Raw genomic sequence first — 23,626 nt, forward strand, 5'->3', positions numbered from 1 at the left:
AACTACCCCTCAAAGATACTTAATTTTTCTAAAGCTCTATTTTGAAATTTAAATAGTATATAGGAAAGCACCAAACACCAAATAACTCCATAAAGTATACTATAAAAATTCTCAATTGAATTTACTTTTAATGAATTTATAGGCATATAAATAATATATTTGAAAGGAAGAAACTCAATTATATTCCTGTACTTATCTTCAAAGAACTCTAAAGGAATAAGTAATCCAGAACAAATAGAAAATAAAAAGTCTTTAAAATGTGTAACTCCTTCAACACTAATTATCCAACACGAAAAAAGTCCAACTATATAATTTATAACAAAATTCAAATATATAGATATAAAAATTAATATCACAAAAAAAACCAAATGTTCAACTTTTTTCACACTAACATCAAAATATATAAAAATTGTTAAAATGAATAAAATTATTTGAGTTAAAAAAACCCACACAACCTCTCCAATTCTAATGAACCAGAACTTAAAAAATAAATTTACTGGTGTTGTTAATGAATTCAATATACTTCCATCTTGTATTTGTTTAGAAATAACTCTATCTATTCTATTAGTAGTCAATGCATATATAATTTGAGACAATAATGTATATTTTAAAATATCATTAAAATCATATCCATTTATTGTCCCTCCACTTACATACACACTTTTCCAAAATGATATCAAGAAAATTATCAAAATTACAGAGCTTAAAAAATTCCATATAATTTCATACTTGTATTTAGATAGCCTAATAAAAATTAGTTTTACAAAAGCTAAGTATTTTCTTAAATTCATTCTGATTTCTCCTTACCAGTAAAAATTTTATAAATAGAGTCTTCAAAACTACATTCTCTAAAATTAATCTCTATATTTGTGTCAAAAAGTAAATCATGTAAAACTAATGAAGTATTTTTGCTGTTTCTAATAGTTATATGTAATTCATTTTTACCTTCGTATATAATTTTACAATATGAATCCAATTTTTTAACTATTGAAATCATCTCTAATTTCGTTTCATGCTGTAAATTTTTGAATTCTATAATTCTATTTTTACCATATTTTTCAACTATACCCTCAGTAGTATTATCTTCTATTATTTTTCCAGAATCTATGATGATAATTCTTTTACATACGTCTGAAATATCATTTAAATCATGAGATGTAAATAATACCGTTACATTTTTTTCCGAATTCAAAAATTTTATAAACTTCTTTATTTTTTCTTTTGTTTCTATATCAAGTCCAATTGTTGGTTCATCTAAAAAAATTATACTTGGATTATGTAAAAATATTGAAGCTATTTCGCATTTTATTCTTTGTCCTAAACTCATTTTTCTTAAAGGTTTATTTACTAATTCTTCTAGTCCTAACATAAAAACTATTTCTTCAAAATTTTGTTTAAATAACTTCTTTTCAACTTCATATATATCCCTTAATATATGGAAAGCCTCATTAGGAGAAAGCTCCGGCCAAAGTTGAGGCTTATTACCAAACATTATTCCTATATTTTTAACATGATTAACTCTCTCTAAATACGGCACTTTTCCATCAACTACAACATTTCCTTCTGAAGGATGTATTATACCTGATAATATTCTTAAAGTTGTAGTTTTCCCCGATCCATTTTTACCTATGTATCCAACACACTCTCCTTTTTTTATATTAAAAGATATGTCATTAACAGCATTTAAAAATATATTATTATATCTATAAGTCTTTGAAAGATTATTAACTTTAATTATATTTTCCAAATTTATCTCCTCTCAAACTTAAAGTAGTATTCAAACTATTCCACCAAAAGTAAATATCTCCTTTTTTGGATAATTCTTCTCGCAAAAAAACAATCATTAATTTGTTAAACTCACATACTGGATCTATAGATTTAATTTTTGAATTATTATAATAACTTCTTGCAGAACAACAAGCTGAACATTCTTTATTAAATTCACATAACTTACATTCAAGTATATTATTTTTATAATTATACCTTAATTCTTTCCATGTCTGATTATTTAACATATTATCCCAAAAATCTTCTTTAACACTTCCATACGAAAATTTTTTATCTTCACAAAAATCCGCACAAGGATAAACGTTTCCATCGCTAGACAAAGCAAACTGTGAAATTCCAGCTCCACAAGGGGAAGACATACACATGTAAGAATTTTTTTTAGTTATCATCTTTTTTATAAAATAATACATATTTTTCTCAAATATCAATATATTATCTTTTTTTAATTTGTTAGCCAATTTGTCTAGAATACTTTTATATGTATAAAACATTTCCTCTGATGATAATCTTAGGTCTGAGAATCGACCTCGACCAGATGGTAAAAAATAATTAACGGAAAAGTTATGTACTCCCAAATCAAAAAAATTATCCAACTCATCTATAATCAATTTATAATTACTTTTGTTTAAAACAGAAATTATACTATACTTACAGTTTAAACTATTCATCATAATTAAGGAAGCAATAGTTTTTTTTGTAGTACTTTTACCATTAAAATCTAATCTATTTATGTTAGAAACATCTGTAAATCCATCAATACTAACGCCTACACCAAACCCATATTTTTTAAAAAATTCTATAACCTCAGAATTAATATATATTCCATTTGTTTGAATTAAATATTTAACATATTTTGAAAAGCAAGAATTTTCAATTTTTTCTACTATTTGTCTAATTTCATTAAATCTTAACAGTGGCTCACCACCATGGAATAAAATATACATATTTGAACTAAATTTTCTAAAAACTTTATTAATAAAGCAATAAACATCATTCACATCTAAACTCTGTTTTTTCACTCCTGCATCTAAATAGCAGTATGAACACCTTAAATTACAATCATTAGTCATATCTATGACTAGAGTTACTGATTTAATAACTATCCCCCCCGATTATTATTTATTAATTAATTAATTAAATGAAGTATATTTTAATTATACCTTTAATATCTAACTATGTCAATATATTTATATATTTTATAAAGACTTTTTCTGTTATGATACAATTTATAATAAATAATCAAAAAAGATTGGGAGAAAACCCAATCTAAATTTTATCATTCTAAGTTATAAAAATTTTTATAATTTAAAAATTTTCTAAAATTAATTTAGCTAGTTTATCTTCATTATGTCTTGAATAGCCTGAAGACTTACTAACTAAATTGTCCTCTAAAACCCTTATTTTTAATTTTTTTAAATATTCTCTTTCTTCATCACTTAGTAACAGTTGACTTGCACTTTTTCTTTTATATTTTAAATCTACCTCTTCAGGAATTATTTCATTATTTACTATTACTGTGTCAATTTTAATTCCTTCACAATGCTTATAAATTGCGTTTAAATGGTCAGTAACCTTATAATCGAAGGTTTCTGTTGATTGATTAACAACATTTAAAATAAAGCAAATTTTTGCTTTAGTATTTGTTAATGCTTCACTTATTTCAGAAATTAACAAATTAGGAATTACAGAAGTATATAAACTTCCAGGGCCTATTAAAATTACATCAGAATTATAGATTTCATGAACAACTTCATTAAGTGGTTTAGCATATTTAGGAGAAATGAAAACTCTATTTATTCTACTACTATTTTCATCTTCTAAGTTTAAAGCTGTTATATTACTTTCTCCCTCAATTATTTCTCCATTTTCAAGCTCTGCAAATAATTTTATATTATCTAAAGTAACTGGTAAAACTTTACCGGTTATTGCTAAAATATTAGAAGTTTCTTGGATACCTAACATAAAATCTTTATAAATATCTGCCATTGCAACTAGAAATAAATTTCCAAAGCTTTGTCCCTTAAGATTTCCCTCTTTAAATCTATATTTCATCAATCTTTCCATTGATTTTTCAGTATTTGCTAAAGAAATCAAACAAGCTCTAATATCTCCAGGTGGAATAATTCCTAAATCATCTCTAAGCATTCCGGAACTTCCACCGTCATCAGCGACGGTTACAATTGCAGTAATATCTTTAAAATATTTTTTTAAACCTTTAAGAATAGTAGAACTTCCAGTTCCTCCTCCTATGGTTACAATTCTAGTATCATCTACCATAGTCTTTCATCCCTATGAGAAATATTAACATTAGAATGTTCTTTTTTAAGTTCTGAATAAATTTTTTCAGCTAAACAAACAGAACGATGCTTTCCACCTGTACATCCAACTCCAATAGTAAGCATATTTTTTCCTTCAGCCTTATATTTAGGTATTAAGAACTCCAATAAATCAACAACCTTATCTAAAAATATCTTTGAGTCATCAAAATCCATAACATAATTTTGAATTTCATCATCTTTTCCGTTAAGTTCTTTTAGTTCTTCAATATAATATGGATTAGGTAAAAATCTAACGTCAAAAACTAAATCAGCTTCAACCAAAATTCCATTTTTAAATCCAAATGATTCTATATTTATAACTAAATCTTTTTTATTACCATTGAAAAAAATTGAATTCAATTTATTTTTAAAACTTATAGCAGAAAGTCTTGTAGTATCTATGATAATATCAGATTTATCTTTTATATCATTAAGTAATTCCCTTTCTAGCTCTATGGAATCTGAAAGTGCACCATTCGGGTTTACAGGATGAGGACGTCTTAATTCCTTGTATCTATTAATAAGAGTTCTATTACTTGCATCTAAAAATAAGACTTTAAGTTCACAATCCATTTTTTTCAAATTTTGAATTGTTTCTGATAAGTCTTCAAAAAACCTAGCTCTAACGTCAATAACTATAGCCAACTTTTCAATAGACTTTGTAGAATTATTTATTAATTCAACAAAATCTACAATAAATTTTGGAGGGAGATTTTCCATGCAATAATAACCCATATCTTCAAAATGGTTTAATGCCAATGTCTTTCCTGCTCCACTCATTCCTGTAATTATAACTGCTTCCATAACCTAATCCTTTAAAATTCTTACTTCTGTTTCCAACTTAACTCCAAATTTTTCAAAAACAACTTTTTGAACATATTCAATAAGCTCCATAACCTCTTTATAACTCGCATTTCCTTTATTAACAACAAAGCCTGAATGTTTTTCGGAAACCCAAGCATCATTTATATGATATCCTTTAAGTCCAGCATCTTCGATTAATTTTGAAGCAAAATGTCCTTCAGGTCTTTTAAATGTACTTCCCGCAGAACCGAAGTTCAAAGGTTGTTTTGAATTTCTTCTTTCTCTTAAATCTTCATAGACAGCATTTATTTCTTCTTTATTTCCTTTTTGTAATTTCAACTTAATAGTAGTTACAATATAGTTTTTCCTTTGAATTATGCTTTTTCTATAAGAAAATTCAAGCTCTTCATTTTTTAATTCTCTTAATTCAAAATTATCTAAGTCCAAAACTTGAACGGATTCCACTATATCTTTCATTTCACCACCATAGGCTCCTGCATTCATATAGACTGCTCCACCTATTGTTCCAGGAATTCCTGAAGCGAATTCAAATCCTGTTAAAGAATTTTCATAAGCTACAGTATAAACTTCTGATAATTTTGCACCAGAATTTACTATTAAATATTCGCCCTCAACTTGTATTGTTGAAAATTCACCCTTTAATTTTATTATAACTCCATTATATCCTTCATCTGGAACAAGTAAATTTGATCCATTTCCAATTACAAAAAATTTAATACTATTTTCTCTACATATTTTTATAGTTTCAACTATATCGGAAACTTCTCTTGGTTCAATTAAAGCTATACAATTTCCACCAATTTTGAATGTAGTATGATTTTTTAAAGGTTCATCATATCTTACAATACAATTTAATTTACTAAATAACATATTTACCACCTAATTTGATTTATTTTTTATTTCTTCCATTATTCTTTTATTTAATTCCTCTGCAGCATTATATCCATACATTTTTTGGCGCATATTTCTTGCTGCAACTTCAACAATCAGTGCTATATTTCTACCCGGTTTTACAGGAATTACAATATATGGAAGTTCAAGGCCAAGGATACTTTTGTATTTATCATCAAGACCTAATCTATCATATTCTTTGTTATCTATCCAATTTTCAAGCTCAATAACAAAATCAATCTCTGTAGATCTTTTTATTGCCCCTGATCCATATAACCTTTCAATATCCAATATTCCAAGCCCTCTAATCTCTAAAAAATGTCGAATATTTTCAGGTGACTCACCATAGAGTTTGTTATCTATTTTTCTTATATCTACAGCATCATCTGCCACCAATCTATGTCCACGAGCAATAAGTTCAAGAGCAGTTTCACTTTTCCCTATACTACTTTTACCAAGTATTAAAATTCCCATACCAAAAACTTCAAGTAATCCACCATGAACTCTTATTTCTTCACTTAAGGCATATTCTAAAAATAAATTCAACTTGGAAATAAGTTTTGTAGTTCCATAATCTACTCTTAAAATTGTTCTATTATGTTTTTTTGCCAAAGAATAAACTTCATAAGGTATATTAATTCCATAACTGTAAATCAAAGCGGGAATCGGATATGAAAAGAACTTATCAAAAATATTTCTTCTTTCATCAAAGGGTAAATATTTGTTATAATATTCATGCTCCGGAAGTCCAATTATTTGAATTCTTTTATATGAAAAAGTATCAAAAAAACCACTTAGTTGAAGCCCAGGTCTATTAACTTCATTAATATCTATTTCTATTTTATCATAATCATCGCTTTTATAAACAATCTCAAATCCAAGTTTTTCAACTAAGTCTTTCAATAGAACACTTTTTTTCATATTATCCCTCATTATTAAAAAAATCAAAAATATTTTTAGCTGTTTTCTTATCCATTTTATCAACCATAAGAAGTTCTTCAACACTTGCTTTTTTTATCGAAGAAATGCTTCCAAAATGAGATAATAGTTTAATCTTTTTAATTTCTCCAACACCTTTTATCTCATCAAGAACAGAATTTTGTAATTTTTTATTCTGTAAACTTCTATGATAGTTAATAGCAAATCTATGAACTTCTTCTTGTATGTCAAATAAAAATCTATATATATTTGTATTTATATCTAATTCGATATAATTGTCTTCAAAAATTATTCCTTTAGTTCTATGTTTGTCATTTTTTACAAGTCCAATAACAGGAACATCCAAGTTCTTTTCCAAAAGAACTTCTTTTGCTACATTAACATGTCCCTTTCCACCATCCATTAAAATTAAGTCCGGCTTTTCTGAAAAACTGCTTCCAGCAGAATTTATTTTTTCATCTAAAAATCTATTAAATCTTCTTGTGAGCATCTCTCTATGGCTTGAATAATCATCTTGCCCTACAACTGTTTTTATCTTAAACTTTCGATAATCTTTTGAGCTTTTAAAACCATTTTTATAAACTACCATACTCCCAACATTAAAATCACCTGAAATATTTGAAATATCATAACATTCTATTCTGTTTAGATTGTCAATATCCAAAATATTTTTTAGATAATTAATAGCTTGTAAATATTTTATATTTATATTTTTACTGTCAAAAATATGTTTAGTTAAAATTTCATTTGCATTTTTTTGCAAAATTTTCATTTGATCAAATTTAACACCTTTTTTAGGATTTTTTACAGAAATAGATTTTTCAGAAAAAATATTTGCTAAGAATAATGAAATTTCATTTAAAAATTTTTCATCCGAATAATCAATATATACTTCTTTAACCTTGTTATGATGACTTATGTAAAATTGTCTTATAACATTTGAGAATAGCTCTTCAACTTCCAAGTCCAAAATATTTTCAACAATGAAATGTTTTCTATCAACTACAAGTCCATCATTTACAATAAAAATTGCAACAACTAAAATATTCTCAGCATAAGCATAAGAAATCAAATGATATTCCTTAAATTTCTTGATATTAAAAATCTGCTTAGTAAATAAATAATCTATTTCACTCAAAAAATCTCTATATTTCATTGCGAGTTCATATTCTTCTTTTGCTGATGCTTTTTTCATTCTGTTTAGTAAAATTTCTTTTATCTCAGTTGTATCTCCTGAAAGAAACTTAATAACTCTTTTAACATCATTATTATAATTTTCTCTATCTATATTTTGAGTACATGGTGCTGTGCATCTTCCCAAATAATAGCTCATACAAGGTCTTTGTAAAAACTTTCCTTTATCAAAGTTCAACTTGCAATCTCTTATATTGTAAATCAATATTGATAATTCCATCAATTTTTCTAAGTCTGAAATTGTAGGAAAAGGCCCAAAATATTGAGCCTTATCTTCCTTAACATCTCTAACTTTTAAAATTTTAGGAAATTTTTCATTTGTAATTTTTATATAAGGATATTGTTTATCATCCTTTAAATTTATATTATACTTAGGTCTATTTTTCTTAATCAAATTTGCTTCCAAAACTAAGCTTTCAGTTTCGTTGTTTACAATTATATATTCAAATCTATGAATATGTTCTACCATAGCTTGAACTTTTTTGTATTTGTGATTAGTAGTAAAATATGACCTAACTCTATTCTTTAAAGAGACAGATTTTCCAACATAGATAATGTTATCATCCTTATCATACATTATATAAACCCCTGGTAAATCAGGTAGTTTTTTTAATTCATAATTTATATCAAATTCCGTTAAATTTCCTTGCATTGTTCTCTTAAATATTCTAAATCATGTCCACTTAAATATGGAGATAATTTTTCATAGCACATCTTATTATAATCATTTAACCAAGTAATTTCTTCTTCACTCATTAATGATTTATCTACAGGTCTTGTATCAATAGGCACAACTGTTAAATTGTCAAATTTTAAGAATTGTCCAAATTCAGTCATTTCATCTTTAACACAAACCATAATGCTTTCAATTCTAATTCCATGACTACCACTAATATAAATTCCTGGTTCATCAGAAGTTATCATTCCAACTTCCATTGGATATTCATTTCCTGCAGTACCTATTCTTTGAGGTCCTTCATGAACATTTAAAACATGACCAACTCCATGTCCTGTACCATGATTGAAATTAATTCTATTCTTCCATAGATTATATCTTGTGAAAGCATCTAAATATCCACCATTAGTTCCTTCTAAGAACTTAGCTTCCATTAAAGCAATATGTGCCTTTAAAACTAATGTATAATGATAAATTTCTTCTTCTTTTAATTCTCCAAGTGCAACTGTTCTTGTTATATCAGTTGTTCCATCTAAGTAATGTCCACCACTATCAATTAAATATAATCCTCTTGGTTCAACTTTTACAGGATGTTCATGACTTGGTTTGTAATGTGGCATTGAAGCATTTGCCCCATAAGCAGAAATTGCTTCAAAACTGTCTTCAATAAACAAATCTTGTTGTTTTCTAAATTCAAATAACTTTTCTGATGCAATCATTTCAGTTATAGTTCCTGTTGAAACACCTGTTTCCAACCAATTTAAATATCTAACTAGTGCAACTCCGTCTTTAATGAATGCATTCTTAGTATTTTTTATTTCAATTTCATTTTTATGACATTTCATTATTGAAGTAAGATTTAAGCCTGTAACAACATTTACTCCTCTTCCGATTGATGAATAAACTGCTACATTTGTCTTTTTTGTTTCTAAATACAAAGTCTTTTTAGCTTCAATATCAGAAATATCTCTTCCTATAACTTCATAAGCTTTGATAGAAATATTATTTTCCTTTAAATAATTTGCAACTTCTTCTGATAATTTAGATTTATCAATGTATAAATTACAAGCATTTTCAGAAACTAATAAATATGAAATTACTACAGGATTACATTGAACATCATTAGCTCTAATATTTAAAACATAAGCAATATCATCTAATGAGCCTATAAAATGATAATCTATTCCTTTTTCTTTCATCATTTCTCTAAGTCTTGCTATTCTATTAGAAGTTGACTCTCCAGAATATTTTTCATCAAAAATATAAACTTTACTATCTGGTTTTGCAGGACGACCTTCTTCATTCCAAATATCTCCCACATAATCAACATCAGTTATAAACTCAAAATTAGGTAACTTTTTCATTAAATTTTCATATTCTGCAACAGAAGTATTATTACCATCAAAAGCAATCTTTGCTCCTCTACTTGGAAACTCTTTTAACAAGAATTCTTCAATAGAAATTGAATCAGGAACACCGATTTTATAAAGTTCAACTTCTCCAACAGCTAATTCTTTAGCGGCTTGAATAAAATATCTACCATCAGTCCATAAACCTGATTTCTTTGTAGTAATAACAGCAGTTCCTGCAGAACCTGTAAAACCTGTTATAAATTCTCTAGTTTTGTAATAATCCGCTAAATATTCTGATTGATGCGGATCTGAGCTAGGTACAATATAGGCGTCTATATTTCTTTTAGCCATCAACTTTCTCAATTTACTAATTCTTTCATTAATCATAATGACAATACCCCCTTATAAATTTAAAACTAACAATTATATTATAGCATTGTATCTTTAATATTTCAATAAATTTTAAAATCTATAACAAAAAAATAGATACTATTTTAAAATAGTATCTATTTTACTTAAAATCAATTATTTTTTAGTTTTTAAATCTTTAGCAATTAACGCATCAAGAACTAATTCATAACCTTCTGCACCAAATTGTAATGATCTATTTACTCTACTAATTGTAGCAGTTGATGCTCCAGTTTCAAGTTCTATTTCGTTATAAGTTTTTCTTATTTTTAAAAGTTTAGCAACTTCTAATCTTTGTGAAATAGAATTTAATTCACGTAAAGTACATACATCTTCAAAGAAAGCATAGCAATCATCTTTAGATTTTAACATTAATATTGCTTCAAAAAACTCGTCTAATTGTTTTGATTGCAATTTTTTTAAATTTGACATAACACACCTCCATTTATTAAATAACATCTTAACATAATTATACCAAATAACAGCTTAACATAATTATACTTCATCGTAAAAGAATAGTCAAGTGCTAAATTGTATTTTAAAAAAACTGGCGGGAATATGTGGGAATCGAACCCACCTAAGAAGCTACAAACTCCTCATGCTGGTTTTGAAGACCAGAGAGCACACCAGAACTCATCTACTCCCATAAAACAACATTAAGTATTATACATTATTTAACTAAAAAAATCAACCTTTTTACAAAAAAATTTTTCATAAAAAAGTCTATTCGAATTAAACTTTCTTTATTGTTTTTCTGAGAACTCTCCTATTATTTCAGTTATTTCGTTAATTTTATTAACTCTATCAAATTTTACTCTCTTAATCGATTTGGAAAATACCGCTGAAACTAAAACTCCAATTGCTATAGAACCTGCATGCACAACTGTGCTTATTCCAATATCTAAAGCTAATAAATACTCATTTTTTGCAAAATATTCCATAGTGTGATACATTCCATACCCTGGAACTAACATTACAATTCCAACATATAAAAATACTGTAGAAGGCATTTTTAACCTTACAGAAAAGTATTCTGCAAATAACCCTACAACTATAGATGCAATCAAATTGCTAACCGCATTTCCAAAATGTTCACTACAAAAATAATAAACAATCCAACTGATAGTTCCAGTAATAGAACAGTAAATAATAGCTTTCTTTGGTACTATAAAAAATATTGAAAATGCAATACTAGATACAACCGCACAAATTATATTTAAAAATAAATCCATAAAATCACCTATCCAAAAAGTCTAAGAATTAGAACTACACCAACAGCAATAGAAACTGCTGTAAATATAGCAGACATTATTCCAATTATTCCTGACAAAATATCTCCTGATAAAATATCTCTCATTGAATTTGTTATTTGTATTCCTGGGAACAGAGGAACAATTCCTGCAATCAAAATACTTGATACATTTTCAATATGAATAATCCTAGACATAGTCATTGTAAAAAGTGCTACTGCACTTGCAGATAAAAAAGTTGTCAAGAATGATGGTAACTTTAATTTTTCTACATAAATCAAAAATAGCATTTCAACAAGCATAGCCATAGAAGCTGGAATAAAATCGCTTAAAGTTCCACCAAAAATAAAAGCTAAAAACGGTGCAGATATAGTAACTAACAAAACAATAGCTACATTACTATATGAACTTTTATTTTTTATATTTTTCAATTCTTTAAATGCTTCATCAATATCAACTTTTCCAGAAACTATATTTCTTGATAACTCATTTAGCAAAGCTATTTTTTCCAAATTTTTTCCAGAATCATTTAATCTTCTCATACTTGTATAAGTAGTTCCATTAAATACAAATGAAATAATTACCATATTACTTAAAGCAAAAGTGTTAACAGCCTTTATGTTTTCAAAAGACTTACAAATTCTATTTATACTATCCTCTACTCTATAAACTTCAGCTCCATTATAAAGCAAAGAATAAGAAAATTTCACACTAAAATTCAATAATTTCTTAGCTTCATAATCACTATTTATAGAATTATTCTTTGTCATTGTATTCATCTTCAATACGTTCTTCCATTTCTTTTAAAAATTTTCTTTTTGAACGAACAACATAAAAAATTAATAAAAACAGAATTGACGGAACAATAAGCACAACAGGATTTTTTAATAAATTAGAGATAGCTTCCATTCGTTCTTTATAATCTTTCTCAGACTTTTCATTTACCGCCTCTAGTCTGTTTTGTTTCTCTTCTTCAGTCAACTCATCATAATTTTTACTAAAATCATCTTTTGGTTTTGAATATTTATTAGCCTCTAATCTCTTATTCTTTTCAATTTCATCTAGATTAGGTACATAATCACCTTTATTAATCATATTCTGGAATAATTTAACTTCTGAATTTTCAGGATCTTTATCATTTGCTAAATATAGTGTTTTATAATTACCAGAAGTAGCTTTAAATATCCAAGTCAAATCTAAAGTATTATCTTTCTTCAAAATTCCTACAAAATAATCTCCTTTTGCTGGAGTTAATCTACTATAGCTATATTCTTTAAACTTAGGAACTTCTATTTCATTAAGATTTTCGCCTAGGAAAATAGTGGTAACTTTTATTTTAAATTTCCCATTAGAATCATCAGTTATATTTCCTATAAAAAAACTTCTATAATCCATATCATAAATTCTATTAGCCCTATCAAAATTATCATCTGCATATGAAACTTTTGAAATAAAGCTAAAACTTATGATTGAAATCAAAAACAAAACTAAAAATTTTTCTATGATATATTTTATATTTAAAAAAGTATTTTTCATAAAATCACCTCTAGATATATTTTACCATAAACTAAAAATAAAAAATAGAGAAGAAATAAATTCCTCTCTATTTTTTATTTTTACTATGCATTTTCTTTGTTTAATAATTTCATTAAAAAATAAACAACAGCTCCAATAACCAATCCACCAAGTCCAATTACTATTTTTTGCATATCTGAATTATATAATAACCAGAAACTTACAACTACTGCTAAAATTGGAATTACTGGTCCAAATGGAACTCTAAATGATGGTTTTAAATCTGGACGTTTCTTCCTTAAAACAATTACGGATAAACAAGTTGGTACATATTGTACAAATCTTGATACAACGCTTATAGCAGCTAATATTGCAAATGAACCTATTAATGATCCATATAAGCCTAAAGCTAAAGTTATAACGCCTGTAATAATTATTGCAATATATGGAACATCCTTTGAGCTCTTTTTAGCAATGACTCTAGGAATTAAACCATCATCAGCAAGAGCTGAACCACTTCTTGGTGTCATTATAGATGCAGCTAAATTAATACCACCTATTGATACTAATGTACCAGCACCAACTAAGTATTTTCCAGCATTACCAATAATTCTTTGGAAAGCTTCTTGAATAGGAGCTTTTGCAGTAACTAAATCTGTTCCTAAAATTCCTATTGCTATTCCAATAATTAACACATAAAAAATCGAACAAATAAAGATAACCAATAAAATAGCTTTTGGTACATCTTTTTCTGGATTGTCCATGTCTTCAGCGGCAACAGCTATACTTTCAAACCCAGTAAATGCGTAGAATATTGTTAATGCAGCAGCACCAATAGCAGCGCCAGCTGACATAGTTTGTCCACTAGCAGTTTTTCCAGGAACAAAGAACGGAGTAAAGTTTGATCCATTTATAAAGAACAAACCTACTGCAATAAAAATAATAAGTGGTAATAACTTTCCAGTTGTTACAATATTATTTAAAATCTTTGAAGTCTTAATACCTGATAAATTCACTAAAGTAAGTAAAACAACAATAATAGTAACTATAATAGCTTTTGCAATATTCTCATTAGCAAATGTTCCCTTAGGTAATAATCCCATTAAAGCTTCAGCAAAACCAACAGTCATTGTAGCCCAAGCAATAATAGCTATAGCCCATTTCATAAAACCTACTTCAAAACCAACAAACTCACCAAAGGCCTCCTTAGCATATACATAAGGACCTCCATTCTTTTTAAACATTCCACCAACTTCGGCAAAACATACTGCAATACTAATAACTAATAATGCATCAAATAATGTTACTAAAACAGCAGCTGGTCCAACTTGTGCCATAACCTTATTAGGTAACAAGAAAATACCAGAACCTATAATACCATTAAATCCTAAAAGAATAATACTAAATAAGCCCATCTTATTTTTATTAGTCATAAAAATATACACCTCCTACTTCTTGTATTCTATGACTTTTTTGACAAATGAATTAAAAATCTCTTGAGATTTTTTGCAATTTAAAGATAGCATTTCTGGATGCCATTGAAGCCCAATTACAAAACAATCTTCTGTTATTTTTTCAATAGATTCAACAACTCCATCAGAACTTTTTGCAACAATCTTAAATCCAGGCGCAACATCTTTTACTATTTGATGATGAAAACTATTTACTTTATATTCTTCACCTAAAATATTTCTCAAAAATGTTCCATCTTTTAATTCTACCAAATGAGTAGCCTGACTTGGATTATCACCTTGATTATGTTTAAGTTTAACAAAATCTGCATAAGATAAATCTTGATATAAAGTTCCTCCATTAACAACGTTAATTATTTGATAACCTCTACAAATACCAAAAATAGGTTTCTTTAACTTAATGGCAGTTTTGTATATTTCCATATCAAAAGCATCTCTTTCAGGAAAAACTTCTCCAATTTTTAGTAATGGTTCTTCTCCATAATTATGTGGATCTACATCATGTCCACCTGATAAAATAATTCCATCAACTTGTTCAACCATTTCTCTAGTACTTTCCAAATCTTCATTAAATGGTATAATAAAAGGAATACCACCTGCTCTTAATATAGCTTCTACATAATCTTGATTTACATAAGATCTTCTATATCCTGAAAAAGTATTACCCTTATTAATCAAAATACTACCTGAAATTCCAATAATCGGTTTCATAAAATCGCCTCCTTAAATAGTGTCTTAACAATTATATCACTAAAGCTACTAAAATACAATATAAAATGGCATTTATTAATAAAAAAATCTAAATAATATCAATGTATTAATTCTGCTTCTAAGATAATGTTAATCAATTTCCTTATACCCAATTTTTGCAAAAAAAAAGAGTCAAATATAATTTATTTGATTCTTTAGTTAAAAATTAGCAATCACAAAACTGTAATCACTTTGTTTGGCGTGCCATAGAGGATTCGAACCCCTGGCCTTTTGGTCCGTAGCCAAACGCTCTATCCAGCTGAGCTAATGGCACATAATAGAAAACTCAGAATAAATTCTGAGTTCTTGGAGCGGAAGACGAGATTCGAACTCGCGACCCTCGCCTTGGCAAGGCGATGCTCTACCACTGAGCCACTCCCGCAAATATGGAGCTGGTGGGAGGACTTGAACCCCTAACCTACTGATTACAAGTCAGTTGCTCTACCAATTGAGCTACACCAGCATACTAGTGGCGACCTGGATGGGACTCGAACCCACGACCTCTAGCGTGACAGGCTAGCATTCTAACCAACTGAACTACCAGGCCGTATTTGGTGGGCACAATAGGGCTCGAACCTATGACCCCCTGCTTGTAAGGCAGATGCTCTCCCAACTGAGCTATGCGCCCAAATATAACCTTAATATAAAAATGGTAGCGGAGAAGGGATTTGAACCCCTGACACTGCGGGTATGAACCGCATGCTCTAGCCAACTGAGCTACTCCGCCACATAAAAATTAAATGGTGACCCCACCGGGATTCGAACCCGGGTTACCGCCGTGAAAGGGCGATGTCTTAACCGCTTGACCATGGGGCCTAAAACTGGTGCCGAGGACCGGAATCGAACCGGTACGATGAGTTAACATCGCAGGATTTTAAGTCCTGTGCGTCTGCCAGTTCCGCCACCCCGGCATAATTGGCTCCCAGGGTGGGGCTCGAACCCACAACCTACCGGTTAACAGCCGGGTGCTCCACCATTGAGCTACCTAGGAGTTTGGCTGTTTTCTATTCTTCCAATACGAGATGTATCAGTACCTTCGACGTTTAGGAGCTTAACTTCTGTGTTCGGTATGGGAACAGGTGTATCCTCTTAGCCATCACAGCCATACTTGTTTATTTACTTTTCTTTGCCGTTAAGCTCTGAGCTTTCACTGTCGAAACTTGCTATTTGCTTCACAAATGGAGTTTCTTAGTATCTGACCTACGACGCAATCACAGATTGCTGTTAGGTCATTAACTTCTGTGTTCGGTATGGGAACAGGTGTATCCTCCTAGCCATCACAGCCATACTTGTTTATTTACTTTTCTTTGCCGTTAAGCTCTGAGCTTTCACAACAATAAACAAAATTAATTATTTATATAAACAAAAAACCATTCTTTCGAGTGGTTTGTTTGGCTGTTTTCTATTCTCCCAGTACGAGATGTACTAGTACCTTCGACGTTTAGGAACTTAACTTCTGTGTTCGAGATGGGAACAGGTGTATCCTCCTAGCCATCACAGCCATACTTGTTTACTTTTGTACTTTTTCTTTTCTTTTCATATATTTCTGTTTAAAACCCCTACAACTAAAGAGTATATATTTCTGGTCAAGCTTTCGATTTATTAGTATCAGTTAGCTTTGATGTTGCCACCTTTACACCTCTGACCTATCTACGACATTTTCTGTATCGAATCTCTCTTGCATTGCTGCAACAGGAAATCTCATCTTGAGGGGGGCTTCGTGCTTAGATGCCTTCAGCACTTATCCCTTCCAGACTTAGCTATTCAGCATTACCATTGGCATGATAACTGATACACCAGCGGTCTGTCCATCCCGGTCCTCTCGTACTAAGGACAGCTCCTCTCAAATTTCCTTCGCCCACGATGGATAGGGACCGAACTGTCTCACGACGTTCTGAACCCAGCTCGCGTGCCTCTTTAATGGGCGAACAGCCCAACCCTTGGGACCTACTCCAGCCCCAGGATGAGACGAGCCGACATCGAGGTGCCAAACCTCCCCGTCGATGTGAACTCTTGGGGGAGATAAGCCTGTTATCCCCGGGGTAGCTTTTATCCGTTGAGCGATGGCCCTTCCACTCGGTACCACCGGATCACTAAGTCCTAGTTTCCTATCTGCTCCACTTGTTGGTGTCGCAGTTAAGCTCCCTTTTGCCTTTGCACTCTTAGAATGATTTCCATCCATTCTGAGGGAACCTTTGAACGCCTCCGTTACTCTTTAGGAGGCGACCGCCCCAGTCAAACTGCCCAACTGACAGTGTCCTTATACTCGCTTCAGAGTATCAAGTTAGAAATTTAGTATCAAAAGAGTGGTATCCCAACAGTGACTCCACGAAAACTGGCGCTCTCGTTTCTCAGTCTCCCACCTATCCTGTACATTTAATACCAAATTCCAATGCCAGCCTACAGTAAAGCTCCACGGGGTCTTTCCGTCCTATCGTGGGTAAGTCGCATCTTCACGACTACTACAATTTCACCGGATCCTTTGTTGAGACAGTGCCCAAATCATTACACCTTTCGTGCGGGTCGGAACTTACCCGACAAGGAATTTCGCTACCTTAGGACCGTTATAGTTACGGCCGCCGTTTACTGGGGCTTAAGTTCTATGCTTCGATTGCTCTTACATTTCCCCTTAACCTTCCAGCACCGGGCAGGTGTCAGCCCCTATACTTCATCTTTCGATTTAGCAGAGACTTGTGTTTTTGGTAAACAGTTGCTTGGGCCTATTCTCTGCGACCACTCTATGCTCTGGGCGTATGCCCTTCACATCTAATGGTACCCCTTCTCCCGAAGTTACGGGGTCATTTTGCCGAGTTCCTTAACAAAGGTTCTTCCGCGCGTCTTAGGATTCTCTCCTTGCCTACCTGTGTCGGTTTTGGTACGGGTATCTTCTCACTCAATAGTACCTTTTCTTGGCAGTTTGGAATCTGTTGCTTCACTACTTATTTTTCGCTCCCCATCACATCTCGATATTAAGAATAGGGATTTGCCTCTATTCTCTACCTACTTGCTTAGACGTGCTCTACCATTCACACGCTCAACATATCCTCCTGCGTCAGTACTTCTCTCAAACATTCAAAGATAGTACAGGAATCTCAACCTGTTGTCCATCGCTTACGCTTTTCAGCCTGGGCTTAGGTCCCGACTTACCCTGAGAGGACGAGCCTTCCTCAGGAATCCTTAGGCTTTCGACGGGAGGGATTCTCACCCTCCTTTTCGCTACTCATGCCAGCATTCTCTCTTCTGTAAAGTCCACTTCGTCTTCCAACTTAGCTTCACCCCTTACACAATGCTCCTCTACCACTAATTTACATTAGTCCACAGCTTCGGTATTAGATTTTAGCCCCGTTCATTTTCGGCGCTCTACCACTTGACCAGTGAGCTATTACGCACTCTTTAAATGTATGGCTGCTTCTAAGCCAACATCCTGGTTGTCTAAGTAGTAAAACATCCTTTACCACTTAATCTATATTTAGGGACCTTAGCTGGTGGTCTGGGCTCTTTCCCTTTTGACTATGAAGCTTATCCCACATAGTCTGACTCCCAATCATCATTTATCAGGTATTCGCAGTTTGATAACTTTCGGTAATGTCTAACACCCCTACGGTATTCAGTGCTCTACCCCCTGTAAACTAAATTGAGGCTAGCCCTAAAGCTATTTCGAGGAGAACCAGCTATCTCCAAGTTCGATTGGCTTTTCACCCCTATCCACAAGTCATCCGATAGCTTTTAAACGCTACCCGGTTCGGTCCTCCATGAAATTTTACTTTCACTTCAACCTGCCCATGGATAGATCACCTGGTTTCGGGTCTATGGCATACGACTTATTCGCCCTATTCAGACTCGGTTTCCCTACGGCTCCGTAACTTCATTACTTAACCTTGCCGCACACCATAACTCGCTGGCCCGTTCTACAAAAAGTACGATATCATCTCTCTTAAGACTCTATCTGCTTGTAGGCATAAGGTTTCAGGTTCTATTTCACTCCCCTCCCGGGGTTCTTTTCACCTTTCCCTCACGGTACTATTCTCTATCGGTCACTGAGTAGTATTTAGCCTTAGGGGGTGGTCCCCCCATATTCACACAGGATTTCTCGTGTCCCATGCTACTCTTTCTAAGTCAGAATAAGTCTGATTTCGTTTACAAGACTTTCACTTTCTTCGGTTGATCTTCCCAGACCATTCAACTATCTTTCTTCTTCCTTAACTTAATTTGGGCTCTTTCCATTTCGCTCGCCGCTACTTTGAAAATCGAATTTTTTCTTTCTTTTCGTCTGGCTACTTAGATGTTTCAGTTCACCAACTATTCCCTCTTATTGCTATGTATTCACAACAAGATACTTGAGGTTTGCTCAAGTGGGTTTCCCCATTCGGACATTCCCGGATCACAGGATATTTGCTCCTCCCCGAGACTTTTCGCAGCTTGTCACGTCCTTCTTCGGCTCTCAGTGCCAAGGCATTCACCTTATGCCCTTGGTCGCTTGACCAGAAATATATTTCTCTTTAATTGTCAGGTTTCTTGGTGGAGATGAGGAGATTCGAACTCCTGACCCCCTGCTTGCAAGGCAGGTGCTCTCCCAACTGAGCTACACCCCCAAAAATTTTACGACAGTACAAATTTTTGGGGGTTTTGCGTACCCGGCTTTGAAATTTACAAAAATTTATTTTTGTTTAAATTTCTAAGATTGGGTGCACCCCCATTCAATAATTATTAAATATTTACTACTAATTATTAAATATTTACTACTAATTATTAAATGTTTTATACTATCATTTTGGTATTTTCTTTTAGTTAGCCTTACAGCTTTTGGTTTAAAATTAAAAATTTTAAAAAAAATATGAACCAAAAAACAGTGATAAAACTAAGAATTTTAATTGAACTGTCGTTCTTTGTACTCCTTAGAAAGGAGGTGATCCAGCCGCACCTTCCGATACGGCTACCTTGTTACGACTTCACCCCAGTCATTAACCCTACCTTCGACGCCTTCCTCCTTGCGGTTAGATCGGCGGCTTCGGGTATTGCCAACTCCCATGGTGTGACGGGCGGTGTGTACAAGACCCGGGAACGCATTCACCGCGACATTCTGATTCGCGATTACTAGCAACTCCGACTTCATGTAGGCGAGTTGCAGCCTACAATCCGAACTGAGATTGGTTTTTAGAGTTTTGCTTAACATCACTGTCTAGCTTCTCGTTGTACCAACCATTGTAGCACGTGTGTAGCCCAAGACATAAAGGGCATGATGATTTGACGTCATCCCCACCTTCCTCCGATTTGTCATCGGCAGTCTCTCCAGAGTCCCCATCATTACATGCTGGTAACTGAAGATAAGGGTTGCGCTCGTTGCGGGACTTAACCCAACATCTCACGACACGAGCTGACGACAACCATGCACCACCTGTATAGTTGTCCCGAGGGACTTATCAATTTCTCAATAACTCAACTATATGTCAAGCCTTGGTAAGGTTCTTCGCGTTGCTTCGAATTAAACCACATGCTCCGCTGCTTGTGCGGGTCCCCGTCAATTCCTTTGAGTTTCAGTGTTGCCACCGTACTCCCCAGGCGGAATGCTTAATGTGTTAACTTCGGCACCGAGATTTGACTCCCAACACCTAGCATTCATCGTTTACGGCGTGGACTACCAGGGTATCTAATCCTGTTTGCTCCCCACGCTTTCGTACCTGAGCGTCAGTAAAAGTCCAGAAAGTCGCCTTCGCCACCGGTATTCCTCCTAATATCTACGCATTTCACCGCTACACTAGGAATTCCACTTTCCTCTCCTTCACTCAAGCCTTCCAGTTTCAAGTGCTTAATGAGGTTAAGCCTCACGCTTTCACACCTGACTTAATAGGCCGCCTACGTACCCTTTACGCCCAATAATTCCGGACAACGCTCGCCCCATACGTATTACCGCGGCTGCTGGCACGTATTTAGCCGGGGCTTCCTCCTATGATACCGTCATTATCTTCTCATAGGACAGAGCTTTACGATTCGAAAACCTTCTTCGCTCACGCGGCGTCGCTGCATCAGGGTTCCCCCCATTGTGCAATATTCCCCACTGCTGCCTCCCGTAGGAGTTTGGACCGTGTCTCAGTTCCAATGTGGCCGTTCATCCTCTCAGACCGGCTACTGATCGTTGCCTTGGTAGGCCTTTACCCTTCCAACTAGCTAATCAGACGCGAGCCCATCTTACACCGATAAATCTTTTACCCCTAAGCCATGTGGCTTTGTGGTCTCATGCGGTATTAATCGTCGTTTCCAACGGCTATCCCCCTGTGTAAGGTAGGTTGCTCACGTGTTACTCACCCGTTCGCCACTTTCATTTCACTTCCGTCCCCGAAGGGCTCTCCACAAAAATCACGTTCGACTTGCATGTGTTAAGCACGCCGCCAGCGTTCGTCCTGAGCCAGGATCAAACTCTCTATTAAAAGTTCGTCTGCTCTCGCTGACTTTTTTACACCTAAATTATTGTTTTTCTTTGTACTCTCAAAGTTTTTATCATGTTTACTTTTCTTGGTTCGTGTCACTCTTGTTGCGACCTTAATATTATATCACCATTGTTTTCGTTTGTCAACACTTTTTTTATTATTTTTTATGCTTTTAAACTACTCTTTGGTATCTTCCTATCTAGTCCCTTCTTAAGTGCCTTAACATTATATCAGCCTTCCGCCTTTCAGTCAATACCTTTTTGTCATATTTTTAGTGTTTTCTTTCTTTTTTTATATTATAATTATTACTTTTTTCGTCCTTTAGTAGAAATTTTATCTATAATTATTTTTAGTATATGAATTTTTTCAATACTTTTTTCAATATATTTCATTCCTGACTCTACAAAATCAGGAGAATATTTAAACAAGATTGACTGAATACCCCTATTTTTTTCCTCATCATCAACTATAGAAATTTTTCCAAATACAATTACAGACATATATTTTGTTGAAAATTGGTTTGGTAATCTCTCAACTTTATCTACCACTGTAAAAGAAATTTTAGAATTTTCTTCTATATTTTTTAATTTATGTCCACCTTGGTCTGTACAATGAATGTATATAACATCATTACAATATGCATAACTCAATGGTATTCCATAAGGTTGATTACAGCTATCAGATGTTGAAAGAATTCCATATTCTCCGTTTTTTAGTAATTCTTTTCCCTCTTCTATACTTAGTTCTCTATCCTTTCTTCTCATTTCCATAAATTTTCTCCTTCTAATTTTTTTAGATAACAAAAAAGACAAGCTTAAAATGGCTCATCTTCTCTGTTTTATATCGGAACATTATATGAAAAAGCAACTAAATAAACTCATTATTATATAATCATATAATATTTTTATTTATTTAAGCTTTATATCTAATTCCATTATAACATATTTAAAGAATATTTCAACATTTTATTTATATTAATTTTCTATAGATATAAAGTCTATTATAAGATTTTCTTATAAGAACTTATCTTTCATATTTATCCAGTACCAGTTTTCATTGAATACTAATTTATACAATTTAAACCTTGATTTTTTAAATTCAAAGTATGATACATCTGTATAGTCTTTTTCAATCCCATCAGCAACAAAACTAATTTTTTTGTGTTGATTTTCCAACGGAACTATTTTTAAAGTAGATGTATCAGGAATTACCAATGAATTTGAAATAGTCCTATAAACTTTTGAAAATATTGGAGCTAATGGTGTTAATTGAAATCCTCTTAATGATGGATGCATAATACTTCCTCCTGCAGACATATTGTAAGCAGTACTTCCTGAAGGTGTTGAGATTATTAAACCATCTCCAGCAAATGTTTCAAGATGATTATCGTCTATATAAACATCTAAATGGATTATTTCAGAACTGTTTGACTTAATAACAAAATCATTTAAACATTTATTAGAAAACACAATATCATTTGTTTTTAAATCACATTCCAATAATCTAATTTTATCAATAATATATTTTTCTTCTATATAATCATCTATAAATTTTTCTATTCTATCAAAACTAATTTCTTGAAAGAATCCAAGAGTTCCTGTATTTATTCCAACAAAAGGAACTTTAGGAAAGTCAGAATTGTGTACACCTCTTATAAAAGCTCCGTCTCCACCTATACAAATGCTAAGTTCTGCCTCTTCTCTGAATGTTTCAGAAATTTCAAAGCCTCTTTTTTCAAATAGTTCTTTTGTCTTGATAAAAGCTTCTAAGGATTTTATATTGTCATTAAAGAAAATATTAATTAATCTTTTCATAATTTCACC

17 protein-coding genes, 11 tRNA genes and 4 rRNA genes are annotated in these 23,626 nt (G+C 32.0%); all 32 read right to left on the minus strand.

All coding sequences use genetic code 11. The annotated features are described in order from the left end of the window. Positions 1-2 precede the first annotated feature (2 nt). On the minus strand, positions 3-791 hold the full coding sequence (locus tag WFJ11_RS04875; RefSeq protein WP_338817014.1) for an ABC transporter permease: 789 nt from the start codon (positions 789-791) through the stop codon (positions 3-5). Then, the gene (locus tag WFJ11_RS04880) at positions 788-1,747 is read right to left on the minus strand and encodes an ATP-binding cassette domain-containing protein (protein WP_009372273.1); all 960 of its coding nucleotides are present in this window, start codon (positions 1,745-1,747) and stop codon (positions 788-790) included. Before WFJ11_RS04880 ends, WFJ11_RS04875 begins: the two co-directional genes overlap by 4 nt. After that, the gene (locus WFJ11_RS04885) at positions 1,731-2,858 is read right to left on the minus strand and encodes a radical SAM/SPASM domain-containing protein (RefSeq protein WP_338817015.1); all 1,128 of its coding nucleotides are present in this window, start codon (positions 2,856-2,858) and stop codon (positions 1,731-1,733) included. Before WFJ11_RS04885 ends, WFJ11_RS04880 begins: the two co-directional genes overlap by 17 nt. 235 nt (positions 2,859-3,093) lie before the next feature. After that, positions 3,094-4,065, minus strand: coding sequence for a gluconeogenesis factor YvcK family protein (locus tag WFJ11_RS04890; RefSeq protein ID WP_338817016.1), 972 nt, complete (start codon positions 4,063-4,065; stop codon positions 3,094-3,096). Beyond that, complete coding sequence (rapZ, locus tag WFJ11_RS04895) at positions 4,059-4,910, minus strand: RNase adapter RapZ (RefSeq protein ID WP_338817017.1); 852 nt, start codon at positions 4,908-4,910, stop codon at positions 4,059-4,061. The genes WFJ11_RS04890 and rapZ overlap by 7 nt, the downstream gene beginning before the upstream one ends. A 3-nt stretch (positions 4,911-4,913) precedes the next feature. Then, entirely contained in the window at positions 4,914-5,801 is an 888-nt protein-coding gene (gene murB / locus WFJ11_RS04900; protein ID WP_338817018.1) for a UDP-N-acetylmuramate dehydrogenase, read from the minus strand. Between the two features lie 9 nt (positions 5,802-5,810). Beyond that, complete coding sequence (gene hprK / locus WFJ11_RS04905; RefSeq protein ID WP_009372562.1) at positions 5,811-6,743, minus strand: HPr(Ser) kinase/phosphatase; 933 nt, start codon at positions 6,741-6,743, stop codon at positions 5,811-5,813. A 1-nt stretch (position 6,744) separates the two neighbouring features. Continuing rightward, positions 6,745-8,607 carry an excinuclease ABC subunit UvrC gene (gene uvrC, locus WFJ11_RS04910; RefSeq protein ID WP_338817019.1) on the minus strand — a complete coding sequence of 621 codons (1,863 nt, stop codon included), beginning with the start codon at positions 8,605-8,607 and terminating at the stop codon, positions 6,745-6,747. Next, complete coding sequence (locus tag WFJ11_RS04915) at positions 8,592-10,370, minus strand: aminopeptidase P family protein (RefSeq protein WP_009372610.1); 1,779 nt, start codon at positions 10,368-10,370, stop codon at positions 8,592-8,594. Before WFJ11_RS04915 ends, uvrC begins: the two co-directional genes overlap by 16 nt. Before the next feature lie 138 nt (positions 10,371-10,508). After that, a complete protein-coding gene (locus tag WFJ11_RS04920) occupies positions 10,509-10,823 on the minus strand; it encodes a YerC/YecD family TrpR-related protein (protein ID WP_293440602.1) in 315 nt (104 codons plus the stop codon). A gap of 116 nt (positions 10,824-10,939) precedes the next feature. Then, positions 10,940-11,036, minus strand: a tRNA-Sec gene (locus tag WFJ11_RS04925). A 98-nt stretch (positions 11,037-11,134) separates the two neighbouring features. Beyond that, positions 11,135-11,623 carry a threonine/serine exporter family protein gene (locus WFJ11_RS04930; RefSeq protein ID WP_338817020.1) on the minus strand — a complete coding sequence of 163 codons (489 nt, stop codon included), beginning with the start codon at positions 11,621-11,623 and terminating at the stop codon, positions 11,135-11,137. Between the two features lie 8 nt (positions 11,624-11,631). Then, positions 11,632-12,411 (minus strand): threonine/serine exporter family protein, encoded by a 780-nt coding sequence (locus tag WFJ11_RS04935; RefSeq protein ID WP_141557446.1) that lies wholly within the window; start codon positions 12,409-12,411, stop codon positions 11,632-11,634. Further along, entirely contained in the window at positions 12,398-13,177 is a 780-nt protein-coding gene (locus WFJ11_RS04940; protein WP_009372491.1) for a hypothetical protein, read from the minus strand. Before WFJ11_RS04940 ends, WFJ11_RS04935 begins: the two co-directional genes overlap by 14 nt. Positions 13,178-13,260: 83 nt before the next feature. After that, entirely contained in the window at positions 13,261-14,589 is a 1,329-nt protein-coding gene (locus WFJ11_RS04945) for an APC family permease (protein WP_009354252.1), read from the minus strand. A 15-nt stretch (positions 14,590-14,604) separates the two neighbouring features. Further along, on the minus strand, positions 14,605-15,339 hold the full coding sequence (locus tag WFJ11_RS04950) for a gamma-glutamyl-gamma-aminobutyrate hydrolase family protein (RefSeq protein WP_009372594.1): 735 nt from the start codon (positions 15,337-15,339) through the stop codon (positions 14,605-14,607). Between the two features lie 236 nt (positions 15,340-15,575). Further along, positions 15,576-15,652, minus strand: a tRNA-Arg gene (locus tag WFJ11_RS04955). Positions 15,653-15,685: 33 nt separating this feature from the next. Further along, a tRNA-Gly gene (locus tag WFJ11_RS04960) sits at positions 15,686-15,760 on the minus strand. Positions 15,761-15,765: 5 nt separating this feature from the next. After that, positions 15,766-15,841: transfer RNA gene (locus WFJ11_RS04965), tRNA-Thr, on the minus strand. A gap of 7 nt (positions 15,842-15,848) precedes the next feature. Further along, positions 15,849-15,925 (minus strand) — tRNA-Asp (locus tag WFJ11_RS04970). 5 nt (positions 15,926-15,930) lie between these two features. Beyond that, positions 15,931-16,006, minus strand: a tRNA-Val gene (locus tag WFJ11_RS04975). 22 nt (positions 16,007-16,028) lie between these two features. Beyond that, positions 16,029-16,105: transfer RNA gene (locus WFJ11_RS04980), tRNA-Met, on the minus strand. 14 nt (positions 16,106-16,119) lie between these two features. Then, positions 16,120-16,194: transfer RNA gene (locus tag WFJ11_RS04985), tRNA-Glu, on the minus strand. Between the two features lie 6 nt (positions 16,195-16,200). Beyond that, positions 16,201-16,289 (minus strand) — tRNA-Leu (locus tag WFJ11_RS04990). Positions 16,290-16,294: 5 nt separating this feature from the next. After that, positions 16,295-16,369: transfer RNA gene (locus tag WFJ11_RS04995), tRNA-Asn, on the minus strand. After that, positions 16,370-16,485, minus strand: a 5S ribosomal RNA gene (rrf, locus tag WFJ11_RS05000). 282 nt (positions 16,486-16,767) lie between these two features. Next, positions 16,768-16,883: ribosomal RNA gene (gene rrf, locus WFJ11_RS05005) — 5S ribosomal RNA — on the minus strand. A gap of 77 nt (positions 16,884-16,960) precedes the next feature. Continuing rightward, positions 16,961-19,861 (minus strand): 23S ribosomal RNA (locus tag WFJ11_RS05010). Positions 19,862-19,894: 33 nt separating this feature from the next. Continuing rightward, positions 19,895-19,970, minus strand: a tRNA-Ala gene (locus WFJ11_RS05015). Positions 19,971-20,277: 307 nt separating this feature from the next. Beyond that, positions 20,278-21,803 (minus strand): 16S ribosomal RNA (locus tag WFJ11_RS05020). The 16S, 23S and 5S rRNA genes sit together here with 10 tRNA genes alongside, the layout of an rRNA operon. 305 nt (positions 21,804-22,108) lie before the next feature. Next, positions 22,109-22,573: a pyridoxamine 5'-phosphate oxidase family protein gene (locus WFJ11_RS05025; protein ID WP_338817021.1), complete on the minus strand. Its 465-nt coding sequence runs from the start codon at positions 22,571-22,573 to the stop codon at positions 22,109-22,111. A 243-nt stretch (positions 22,574-22,816) separates the two neighbouring features. Continuing rightward, a complete protein-coding gene (locus WFJ11_RS05030; protein WP_338817022.1) occupies positions 22,817-23,617 on the minus strand; it encodes an NAD(+)/NADH kinase in 801 nt (266 codons plus the stop codon). Between the last annotated feature and the right edge of the window lie 9 nt (positions 23,618-23,626).

Origin of the sequence: Parvimonas micra, assembly GCF_037482165.1 — a bacterium.
Lineage (GTDB): Bacteria > Bacillota > Clostridia > Tissierellales > Peptoniphilaceae > Parvimonas.

Coding starts and splice junctions, on each gene's coding strand:
- hprK (WP_009372562.1), bottom strand. CDS start 6,743: ATGAAAAAAAGTGTTCTATTGAAAGACTTAGTTGAAAAACTTGGATTT.
- WFJ11_RS05030 (WP_338817022.1), bottom strand. CDS start 23,617: ATGAAAAGATTAATTAATATTTTCTTTAATGACAATATAAAATCCTTA.
- WFJ11_RS04930 (WP_338817020.1), bottom strand. CDS start 11,623: ATGGATTTATTTTTAAATATAATTTGTGCGGTTGTATCTAGTATTGCA.
- uvrC (WP_338817019.1), bottom strand. CDS start 8,607: ATGCAAGGAAATTTAACGGAATTTGATATAAATTATGAATTAAAAAAA.
- WFJ11_RS04890 (WP_338817016.1), bottom strand. CDS start 4,065: ATGGTAGATGATACTAGAATTGTAACCATAGGAGGAGGAACTGGAAGT.
- WFJ11_RS04940 (WP_009372491.1), bottom strand. CDS start 13,177: ATGAAAAATACTTTTTTAAATATAAAATATATCATAGAAAAATTTTTA.
- WFJ11_RS04885 (WP_338817015.1), bottom strand. CDS start 2,858: ATGACTAATGATTGTAATTTAAGGTGTTCATACTGCTATTTAGATGCA.
- WFJ11_RS05025 (WP_338817021.1), bottom strand. CDS start 22,573: ATGGAAATGAGAAGAAAGGATAGAGAACTAAGTATAGAAGAGGGAAAA.
- WFJ11_RS04920 (WP_293440602.1), bottom strand. CDS start 10,823: ATGTCAAATTTAAAAAAATTGCAATCAAAACAATTAGACGAGTTTTTT.
- WFJ11_RS04950 (WP_009372594.1), bottom strand. CDS start 15,339: ATGAAACCGATTATTGGAATTTCAGGTAGTATTTTGATTAATAAGGGT.
- WFJ11_RS04915 (WP_009372610.1), bottom strand. CDS start 10,370: ATGATTAATGAAAGAATTAGTAAATTGAGAAAGTTGATGGCTAAAAGA.
- rapZ (WP_338817017.1), bottom strand. CDS start 4,910: ATGGAAGCAGTTATAATTACAGGAATGAGTGGAGCAGGAAAGACATTG.
- WFJ11_RS04935 (WP_141557446.1), bottom strand. CDS start 12,411: ATGACAAAGAATAATTCTATAAATAGTGATTATGAAGCTAAGAAATTA.
- WFJ11_RS04875 (WP_338817014.1), bottom strand. CDS start 791: ATGAATTTAAGAAAATACTTAGCTTTTGTAAAACTAATTTTTATTAGG.
- murB (WP_338817018.1), bottom strand. CDS start 5,801: ATGTTATTTAGTAAATTAAATTGTATTGTAAGATATGATGAACCTTTA.
- WFJ11_RS04945 (WP_009354252.1), bottom strand. CDS start 14,589: ATGACTAATAAAAATAAGATGGGCTTATTTAGTATTATTCTTTTAGGA.